This window comes from Streptomyces sp. NPDC002690, from assembly GCF_053592415.1.
The window spans coordinates 1-8,884 of sequence record NZ_JBSFVR010000307.1 but is presented as its reverse complement, the minus strand read 5'-3'; the positions used below and the strand labels follow the sequence as shown (position 1 = coordinate 8,884).

Annotated in this window: 9 protein-coding genes; all 9 read right to left on the bottom strand. The window is 71.6% G+C overall.

Features of this window, described 5'->3' with window-relative positions:
• Positions 1 to 48: 48 nt before the first annotated feature.
• Positions 49 to 906, bottom strand: coding sequence for a bifunctional DNA-formamidopyrimidine glycosylase/DNA-(apurinic or apyrimidinic site) lyase (gene mutM, locus ACWD3D_RS28410; RefSeq protein ID WP_451463638.1), 858 nt, complete (start codon positions 904 to 906; stop codon positions 49 to 51).
• An 84-nt stretch (positions 907 to 990) separates the two neighbouring features.
• The gene (rnc, locus tag ACWD3D_RS28405) at positions 991 to 1,815 is read right to left on the bottom strand and encodes a ribonuclease III (protein ID WP_451463637.1); all 825 of its coding nucleotides are present in this window, start codon (positions 1,813 to 1,815) and stop codon (positions 991 to 993) included.
• A gap of 19 nt (positions 1,816 to 1,834) precedes the next feature.
• Positions 1,835 to 2,008: a 50S ribosomal protein L32 gene (gene rpmF, locus ACWD3D_RS28400; protein ID WP_003965982.1), complete on the bottom strand. Its 174-nt coding sequence runs from the start codon at positions 2,006 to 2,008 to the stop codon at positions 1,835 to 1,837.
• 2 nt (positions 2,009 to 2,010) lie between these two features.
• Positions 2,011 to 2,619 (bottom strand): YceD family protein, encoded by a 609-nt coding sequence (locus ACWD3D_RS28395; protein WP_451463636.1) that lies wholly within the window; start codon positions 2,617 to 2,619, stop codon positions 2,011 to 2,013.
• Between the two features lie 215 nt (positions 2,620 to 2,834).
• Entirely contained in the window at positions 2,835 to 3,956 is a 1,122-nt protein-coding gene (locus tag ACWD3D_RS28390) for a cell division initiation protein (protein ID WP_451463635.1), read from the bottom strand.
• Positions 3,957 to 4,053: 97 nt separating this feature from the next.
• On the bottom strand, positions 4,054 to 4,533 hold the full coding sequence (gene coaD / locus ACWD3D_RS28385; protein ID WP_451463634.1) for a pantetheine-phosphate adenylyltransferase: 480 nt from the start codon (positions 4,531 to 4,533) through the stop codon (positions 4,054 to 4,056).
• A 26-nt stretch (positions 4,534 to 4,559) separates the two neighbouring features.
• Positions 4,560 to 5,144 (bottom strand): 16S rRNA (guanine(966)-N(2))-methyltransferase RsmD, encoded by a 585-nt coding sequence (gene rsmD, locus ACWD3D_RS28380; RefSeq protein ID WP_451463633.1) that lies wholly within the window; start codon positions 5,142 to 5,144, stop codon positions 4,560 to 4,562.
• A gap of 160 nt (positions 5,145 to 5,304) precedes the next feature.
• Positions 5,305 to 7,587 carry an ATP-dependent DNA helicase RecG gene (gene recG / locus ACWD3D_RS28375; RefSeq protein WP_451463632.1) on the bottom strand — a complete coding sequence of 761 codons (2,283 nt, stop codon included), beginning with the start codon at positions 7,585 to 7,587 and terminating at the stop codon, positions 5,305 to 5,307.
• Positions 7,588 to 7,678: 91 nt separating this feature from the next.
• Positions 7,679 to 8,884 (bottom strand): DAK2 domain-containing protein (locus ACWD3D_RS28370; RefSeq protein ID WP_451463631.1); only part of this gene is annotated, 1,206 nt, incomplete at its 5' end.

The window sequence follows — 8,884 nt, the reverse complement described above, 5'->3', positions numbered from 1 at the left end:
AAAGGTCCCGGGCGGCCTCGTTCGTGGCGGACCGGGACCGGCCGCGCGTCACCGCGCCCGCGGCGCCCGCTGGCAGTTCGGGCAGAAGTAGCTGGAGCGGTTCATCCAGGGGCGGCGGCGCATCGGGGTGCCGCAGCGGTGGCAGGGCTCGCCTTCGCGGCCGTAGGCGTCGAGCGAACGGTCGAAGTAGCCCGACTCGCCGTTCACGTTGACGTACAGGCTGTCGAAGCTGGTGCCGCCCTGGGCGAGCGCCGCGTTCATCACGTCCCGGACGTGTCCGAGCAGTTCGGCGGACTTCGGGCGGGTGAGGGTCGCGGTGGGCCGGTCGTAGTGGAGCTTCGCGCGCCAGAGCGCCTCGTCCGCGTAGATGTTGCCGACACCGCTGATCAGCGACTGGTCGAGGAGGGCCCGCTTGACCGTCGTCCGGCGCAGCCGCAGCGCGGTGTGGAAGGCCGCGTCGTCGAAGGCGGGGTCGAGGGGGTCGCGGGCGATGTGCGCAATGACGTCGGGGAGCCCGTCGGGAGTGGTGGCGTGCAGGGAGAGCCCGCCGAAGGTGCGCTGGTCGACGAAGCGCAGATCGGTACCGAGCGTGTCGGCGAAGCGCATCCTGATCCGCAGGTGCTTCTCGTCCGGAGCGTCGAGAGGCCGCACCAGCAGCTGACCGCTCATGCCGAGGTGGCCGAGGAGGGAGACGGGCTCGTCCGCCAGCGGAACCCACAGGTACTTGCCGCGCCGCATCGCCGTTCCCAGGCGCGTGCCGGTCAGCCGGGCGGCGAAGTCGACCCCGCCGGCGAGGTGGCGTCGCACCGAGCGCGGGTGCAGGACCTCCACCTCGGAGACGGTCCGGCCGGTGACCCAGCGCTCCAGACCCCTGCGTACGACTTCGACCTCGGGCAGCTCGGGCACGGTGACGGTCCTCCAGGGGCACCAGGGGTACGGAAAATGCCGCGACCCCCCGGCGCGCAGGGCACCGGGGGGTCACGAACGGGGTCAGGCCGGAGAAACATCCGTGTTCGGCACGGGTTCGGCAGGGGTGTCGGCGGCCCCTGCGTCGGCCGCGGACTTCTCCGCGGTCGCCCTCGCTTCGGCGGCGGCGCTGATCTCGCGCCAGGCGGACTCGGCCGCCTGCTGCTCCGCTTCCTTCTTGCTACGACCGGTGCCGGTGCCGTACGAGACACCACCGACGCGAGCGGCAGCAGTGAAGATCTTCTCGTGATCCGGGCCGGTCTCCGTGACGAGGTACTCGGGGACTCCGAGACCCTCGCTCGCGGTGAGCTCCTGGAGACTGGTCTTCCAGTCCAGGCCGGCGCCGAGGTTCGAGGACCTGTCGATGAGCGGGTCGAAGAGCCGGTGAACCAGCTCCGAGGCCGCGTCGAGGCCCTGATCGAGATAGACCGCGCCGATCACCGCTTCAAGGGTGTCGGCGAGGATGGAAGCCTTGTCCCGGCCACCCGTGCCCTCTTCACCGCGGCCGAGCCGGATGAAGGAACCGAGTTCGAGGCCGCGGCCCACTTCCGCGAGTGCACGCGAGTTGACCACCGCGGCCCGCAACTTGGCCAGCTGGCCTTCGGGCAGGTCGGGGTGGGTGCGGTACAGCGTGTCCGTGACCACCAGGCCGAGCACCGAATCCCCGAGGAATTCGAGCCGCTCGTTGGTGGGCAGACCGCCGTTCTCGTATGCGAACGAGCGGTGGGTCAGCGCACGCACCAGAAGGGCGGACTCAAGGTGATACCCGAGCCGCCCTTCCAGAAGCGTGTGGGACGAGGCTGTGTTGACGTTGTCTGCCTGCTTCTTGGCGTGGGACAACTCAGACATCGTGCCTCTCACCAGCCACTCAGACTTCGAGGACCTGGCGCTTGTTGTACGTGCCGCAGCTCGGGCACGCAATGTGCTGGAGCTTCGGCTCCTGGCAACGCTCACACGAAACCAGGGTGGGGACCGCAGCCTTCCACTGCGACCGGCGGTGGCGCGTGTTGCTGCGCGACATCTTCCGCTTCGGAACAGCCACGGCTACTTCTCCTGCTTCTCGTCGACGCCAGGTTCGGCGCCGCCCATGTTGTCCTTCTCGCCGTCCTGAACGGTCTCGGCGAGTCCCTGCAATGCCGCCCACCGGGGGTCGGCGGCGTCATGGTGGTGGCCAGGATTCTCGTCCAGCCTGATTCCGCATTCGGAACACAGGCCGGCACAGGTCTCCGTGCACACCGGCTGCATCGGCAGTGCGAGCACTACCGCGTCACGCAGCACTGATTCGAGGTCGAACAAGCCGTCCTCAAGGAAAAACTCGTCCTCGTCGTCCTCGGCGTCGTCGGCCGGGTCCGCAGTCTTGCTGCGACCCCGGTCGTCGGCGTCAGGGTACGAGAACAGTTCCTGGAAGTCCGCTTCGACCTCGAAGGTCAGCGGCTCCAGACACCTTACGCACTCCCCCTCGGCGGATGCACGGGCGGTGCCTGTGACGAGCACCCCTTCCATGACCGATTCGAGGCGGAGGTCCAGCGTCAGCGGCGCGCCTTCCGGCACACCGATGACCCCGTCGATACCCAGGTCCCTCGGTGCCTCCACCGAGCGGGTCAGCCGCTTCAGGGCACCGGGACGCCGACCCAGCTCGTGCGTATCGAACACGAGAGGATTGCGGTGGTCGAGGTGGCCGTTCAGGGCTTTTCCTGCTTTCGGGATTATGTGCATCGCACTGCGTCGGGAGGGGCCGACCCGTTCCGGAGTCGAAGCGGGCAGCCGGGATCGCGGAGATACGCGCGACCGAGGAGCCAGGATACTTGACGTACCGCTCAGCACCCAATCCGGACCGCTCGGACCGGTGGGGGCCGTGCGGCGCCTGGTCAGTGGCCCTGTTCGTACCGGCGCAGCTGCTCCAGGTCGATCATGCTGGTGTCGAAGAGGCTGGTCTCGTCGAGCGCGGGCTGCGGCTGCTGGGACTGCTGGTCGGCCCACCCGTATTCGGGCTGTCCGGTCTGCGCGACGTGCCCGGTGTGGCCGCCCTGGGGCTGGTAGGCGTTCGGGTCGTACGCCTGCTGCTGGTAGGCGTACACGTCCTGCTGCGGCTGCTCGTAGGCGTCCTGCCGCTCGTAGCCGTCCTGCTGCGGCTGCTCGTAGCCGTACGGGTCCTGCTGGGCCGGCTGCTGGTAGTCGTAGCCCGGGACGGGCTCGGCGTACGGGGACTGGGGCCGCGCCGGGTAGTTCGGGGAGGCCTGCGGCAGTTCCGGGTCGGCCAGCTCGGCGAGGCCGGCCAGGTAGTCGGCGTCGCTGGTGTGGCCCTGGCCGCCGGCGGCGTCCTGGGCGGCCATGTGCACGCCGAGGTCGTCGGTGGCCACCCGGCCGTGCAGCTTCTGCCGGCCGCGGCCCACCGCCTCCAGGGTCTTGCCGAGCACGGCCTCGAAGGCGCCGAGCTTGGTGTCGACGTACTCGTCGGCCCGGCGCTGGAGCGTCTCCGGGTCGGCGCTGCGCTCGGGGGCCTCGGCGAAGTCGGGGTCCTCGTAGCCCTGCTCGTCGAGGCCGTGGCTACGGCCGAGCAGCTTCTCCCGGCCCCGGTCGACGGAGCCGATGGTCTTGGTGAGGACGACCTCGAAGTTGGCGAGCTTGCTGTCGACGTACTCGTCGGCCTCCGCCTTGACCTCGGCGGCCTCGCGGCGGGCCTCGGCCAGGATGCGGTCGGCCTCGTCCTGGGACCGTACGACGACCTCGGTGCCGGAGATGAGCGAGCCGCGCTCGGCGTGGGCGGACTCGATGATCCGCTCCGCTTCCTGGCGGGCCCGGTCGACGAGCTGCTCGCTGCCGCCGATGACCTCCTCGGCGTGGGCCAGCGAGCCGGGCAGTGCTTCGCGGAGCTCTTCGAGCATCCCGAGCAGATCGGCGCGGTTGATCACGCACGAGGCCGACATGGGCATGGACCGGGCGTTCCCGACCGCCTCGACGATCTCGTCGAGCTTCTTCTGCACGTCCACCGTGTGCTCGCCACTCTCTACCGCTGTTGGAGACGGACGGGACGACTGTAAGGCCAGTCGGCTCCCGTCCGACACCGGGTGACGGTCGCAAGGACGGTCAGTTGCGTTCCAGCCGCTCCTGGAGCGCCGCGTGGACGGTCGGCGGCAGCAGGTGGGAGACGTCTCCGCCCCAGGTCGCGACCTCCTTGACCAGGGAGGAGGACAGGAAACTGTAGGTGGGGTTGGTGGGGACGAAGAGCGTCTCGACACCGGAGAGGCCGTTGTTCATCTGGGCCATCTGCAGTTCGTAGTCGAAGTCGCTGACCGCCCGGAGCCCCTTCACGATGGCCGGGATCTCCCGCTGCTTGCAGAAGTCGACCAGCAGCCCGTGGAAGGACTCGACTTCGACGTTGCCGAAGTCGGAGGTGACTTCGCGGATCAGCTCGATCCGCTCGTCGACGGTGAACAGCCCCTTTTTGGACTGGTTGATCATCACCGCGACGTGTACGACGTCGTACAGCTTCGAGGCTCGGCCAATGATGTCGAGATGTCCGTTGGTGATGGGGTCGAACGACCCCGGACAGACGGCGCGGCGCACTGTGATTCCCTCGCTCCCGGGTCCGGTCATCGTGCGTCTTCGCACGTGGAGGCGGCGCGACCGTACCAAAGGGTCGCTTCGCCGTAACGACGGGACCTCAACGGCTCGAAACCCTCCGGCCAGCCGAATTCCCCGCCTCTGGTGGCTCGTTCCACGGTGACGAGTGCGCCCTCGCCAAGCCAGTCCCGCGAGCGGAGTGTGAGCAGGATCTCCCGGAGATCGTCGTCGGTGACGACGTAGGGCGGGTCCAGGAAGACCACGTCGTACGGGACGGCGGGCGCCGGTCCGGACGCGGTCTGTTCGGCCTTGCCGGTGCGGACCTCGGCGCCGGGCAGACCGACGGCGCGGACGTTCTCGCGGACGGTGCGGACGGCTTTCGGGTCGGCCTCCACGAGCAGCGCGTGGACGGCGCCCCGGGAGAGCGCCTCCAGGCCGACGGCGCCGGACCCCGCGTACAGGTCGGCGATCCGGATACCGTCGAGCGTGCCGAGCAGCGCCTCCCAGGTCGAGAAGAGGCCCTCCCGCGCACGGTCGGAGGTGGGGCGGGTGCCGTTGCCGGGCGGTACGGCCAGGCGGCGTCCGCCGGCCGAGCCGGCGATCACGCGGGTCATGGGAGTCGGTCCTCGGGTCGCGGGACGGCACGCGGGGGTCGCGTGCCTCTGGGGTCGTCCGTCCGGATCGGGCCGGGCCCGGGGCCCCGGACGAAACGCCCTGGTCCCACGATATGGCGTGCGGGCGGCCCGGGCCCGGGCGGACCCGGGGCCCTCCCGGTCACCCCTTGTCGAGGAACTCCTCACGGTCCTTGTCCAGCAGGGCGTCCAGGGCGGTCCGCAGCTCCGGGTGGCCGGTCAGCTCCGGGTCGGCGGCGACGATCCGGGTGGCCTCCGCCCGCGCGGCGGTGATGACCTCCTCGTCCTCGATGACGGTGAGCATCCGCAGCGAGGAGCGGACCCCGGACTGGGCCTGCCCGAGCACGTCCCCCTCGCGGCGCTGTTCGAGGTCGATCCGGGAGAGCTCGAAGCCGTCCAGGGTGGCGGCGACCGCGCCGAGCCGGGCCCGGGCCGGGCTCGCCTCGTGGGCCTCGCTGACCAGCAGGCAGAGCCCGGGGGCCGAGCCCCGGCCGACCCGGCCGCGCAGCTGGTGCAACTGGGAGACGCCGAACCGGTCCGCGTCCATGATCACCATCGCGGTGGCGTTGGGGACGTTCACCCCGACCTCGATCACGGTGGTGGCCACCAGCACGTCGGCCTGGCCGGCGGCGAACCGCCGCATCACGTCGTCCTTGTCGTCCGGGTTCATCCGGCCGTGCAGCACCTCGACGCGGAGCCCGGCGAGCGGTCCCGCGGCCAGCCGGGCCGCGATGTCGAGCACGGCGAGCGGCGGGCGCTTGTCTCCGTCCGAGGAACTCGTGGCGTCCGGCTCCTCGGCGCCCGCCGACGGCGTCGTCGCGGACTTCGCCGCGGGCTTCCCGCTCTTCGTGCCCTTGGCCCCGGCCGCCTCCTCGGGGTCGTCGCCGATCCGGGGGCAGACGACGTAGGCCTGGTGACCGCCCTCGACCTCCTCGCGGACCCGCTCCCAGGCGCGGGCGAGGAAGTGCGGCTTGTCGGTGGCGGGCACCACGTGGGTGGCGATCGGCGAGCGCCCGGCGGGGAGCTGGTCCAGGACGGACGTCTCCAGGTCACCGAAGACCGTCATCGCGACCGTGCGCGGGATGGGTGTGGCGGTCATCACCAGCAGGTGCGGCGGCTGCTTGCCCTTGGAGCGCAGGGCGTCGCGCTGTTCCACTCCGAAGCGGTGCTGCTCGTCGACCACGACCAGCCCGAGATCGTGGAAGGAGACCTTGTCCTCGATCAGCGCGTGGGTGCCGATGACCAGTCCGGCCTCGCCGGTGGTCAGGTCCAGCAGCGCCCGGCGGCGGGCCGCCGTCCCCATGGAACCGGTGAGCAGCACGACCTTCGTGCCGAGGGCGGAGCCGCCGAGCATCCCGCCCTCGGCGAGGTCGCCCATCATCTCGGTGATGGAGCGGTGGTGCTGCTGGGCGAGCACCTCGGTGGGGGCGAGCATCGCTGCCTGGCCGCCGCTGTCCACGACGGCGAGCATCGCGCGCAGGGCGACCATGGTCTTGCCGGAGCCGACCTCGCCCTGGAGCAGCCGGTGCATGGGGTGTTCGGTGGCGAGATCGCCGAAGATCTCGCCGGACACCTTCCGCTGGCCCTCGGTGAGGGTGAACGGCAGCCGGGCGTCGAAGGCGTCGAGCAGCCCGTCGGGGGCCGGGCGGCGGGCGACGGCGGGAAGCTGTGTGTCGGCGTACCGGCGGCGGGCCAGCGCGACCTGGAGGACGAACGCCTCGTCCCACTTCAGCCGCTCCCTGGCCTCCTCGATGTCCGCCTTGGTCTGCGGCCGGTGCACCTTCACCAGGGCTTCGGGCAGGGAGACGAATCCGCGGCCTTCCCGCAGCCCGGCGGGCAGCGGGTCGACGGCTTCCTGGGCGCTGGGCAGCACGGCGTCCACGGCCTTGGCGATGCGCCAGGAGTCGAGCTGCTTGCAGGCGGGGTAGAGGGGCAGCAGCCGTCCGGCGAAGGCGTCCACGGCCTCGCGCACGCCCGCTTCCCCGTCCTCCGTTCCGGCCTCGGTGTCGAGCAGCTGGTAGGTGGGGTGGGCGAGCTGCGTCTTGCGGTTGAAGACGCCGACCTTGCCCGCGAACATCGCTCTGCGGCCGGGGAGGAGTTCCTGGTGCGGCTTGTGCACTCCGTGGCCGAAGAAGACGAGCTGGAGCCGGCCGCTGCCGTCGGTGAGGGTGACCTCCAGGCGTTTGCCGCGCCCGTTGTTGAAGTTCAGCACCCGGGCGTCGGCGACCTGGGCGACCACGGTGACGTGTTCGTCCAGCGGGAGGTCGGAGAGCGGGGTGAGCCGGCCCCGCTCCTCGTACCGTCGCGGGTAGTGGTGCAGGAGGTCGCCGACGGTGTGCAGGCCGAGGTGTTCGGCCATCACCTTCGCGGTGGCTCCGCCGAGCAGCTTCTTGAGGGGTTCATCGAGCGCGGACACGGGTTCCATTGCACACCACGCCACCGACAGCCGGCGGCCCGGAGTGCCCGGGGCGTGTCCGGCGGGGCTCCTCGCGGGCGCGGAGCCTCCCGGCGTCCGGCTATTCGACGCCGATCAGCAGCGGGGTTCCCGGGTGCCCGCCCCGGTAGACCGTGGTGTCGACGGCCAAGTGCCCCTCGCGTACGTACGACTCCAGTGTGTCGCCGAGGGCGTCGGGTACGTGTTCGCCGAGGACGAGGGTGACCAGTTCCCCGCCGGCCGCGAGCATCCGGTCGAGGACGGTACGGGCGGTGCCGGGGACGTCCGCGCCGATGACGGCCACGTCCCCGTCGATCAGGCCGAGGATGTCGCCGGCCTGGCAGATGCCTGCCGTGGTCCACGACTGCCTTTCGGCGACGGCGAGTTCGGCGTAGCGGGTGGCTCCGGCGGCCGCGGTCATGGCGACGACGTCCTCGTCGAAACTGCGGCCGGACTCGTGCACGGCGAGGGCGGCGATGCCCTGGACGACGGCGCGGGTCGGGACGACGGCGACCCGGATGCCGTCCCCCCTGACCTGCTCGGCGGCGACGGCCGCGACGTGGCGCAGGTTCGCGTCGTTGGGGAGCAGCACGACCTCGCGGGCGTGGGCGCGGCGGATGGCCTCGACGAGTTCGCCGCTGGCGGGCGGCTTCCCGGGGCGCCCGAGCACGGTGACGGCGCCGGCCTCCTCGCAGAGTCCGCGGAGTTCCTCGCCGGGGACGACCAGGACGACGGAGCGCGGGGCGGGTTCGGGGTGCGGGCTCGTGCGCGCCGCGCCGAAGTGGGTGATCCGGATGCGGTGCGGGCGTCCCGCCTCCACGCCCGCCTCGACGGCTGCGCCGGCGTCGTCCACGTGCACGTGGACGTTCCACAGCCCGTCGCCGCCGACCACGACGAGGGAGTCGCCGAGGGCGTCGAGCCGTCGGCGGAGCCGGTCCACCTCGGCGTCCTCGGCCTCCAGCAGGTAGATGACCTCGAAGGCGGGCCCGTCGCCGGCAGCCTCCCGGTCCGCGGGGTCACCGCACTCACCGGTGAGGGTGGTGGGGCCCTGGGGCGCGGGGAGCGGTTCCGGTGTCTGCCGGGGTGCGCGTACGGGCGCCTGTCCGGTCACCGTCTCCAGCAGCGCCCCCAGCACGGTCACCAGGCCCTGTCCGCCCGCGTCCACGACTCCGGCACGGCCGAGCACCGGCAGCCGGCCGGGGGTCTCCTCCAGCGCCTCGGCGGCTCCCGTGTGCGCGGCCCGGGCGACGGCCGCCAGGCCGCTCCCGGCGTATGTCACGACGCACCG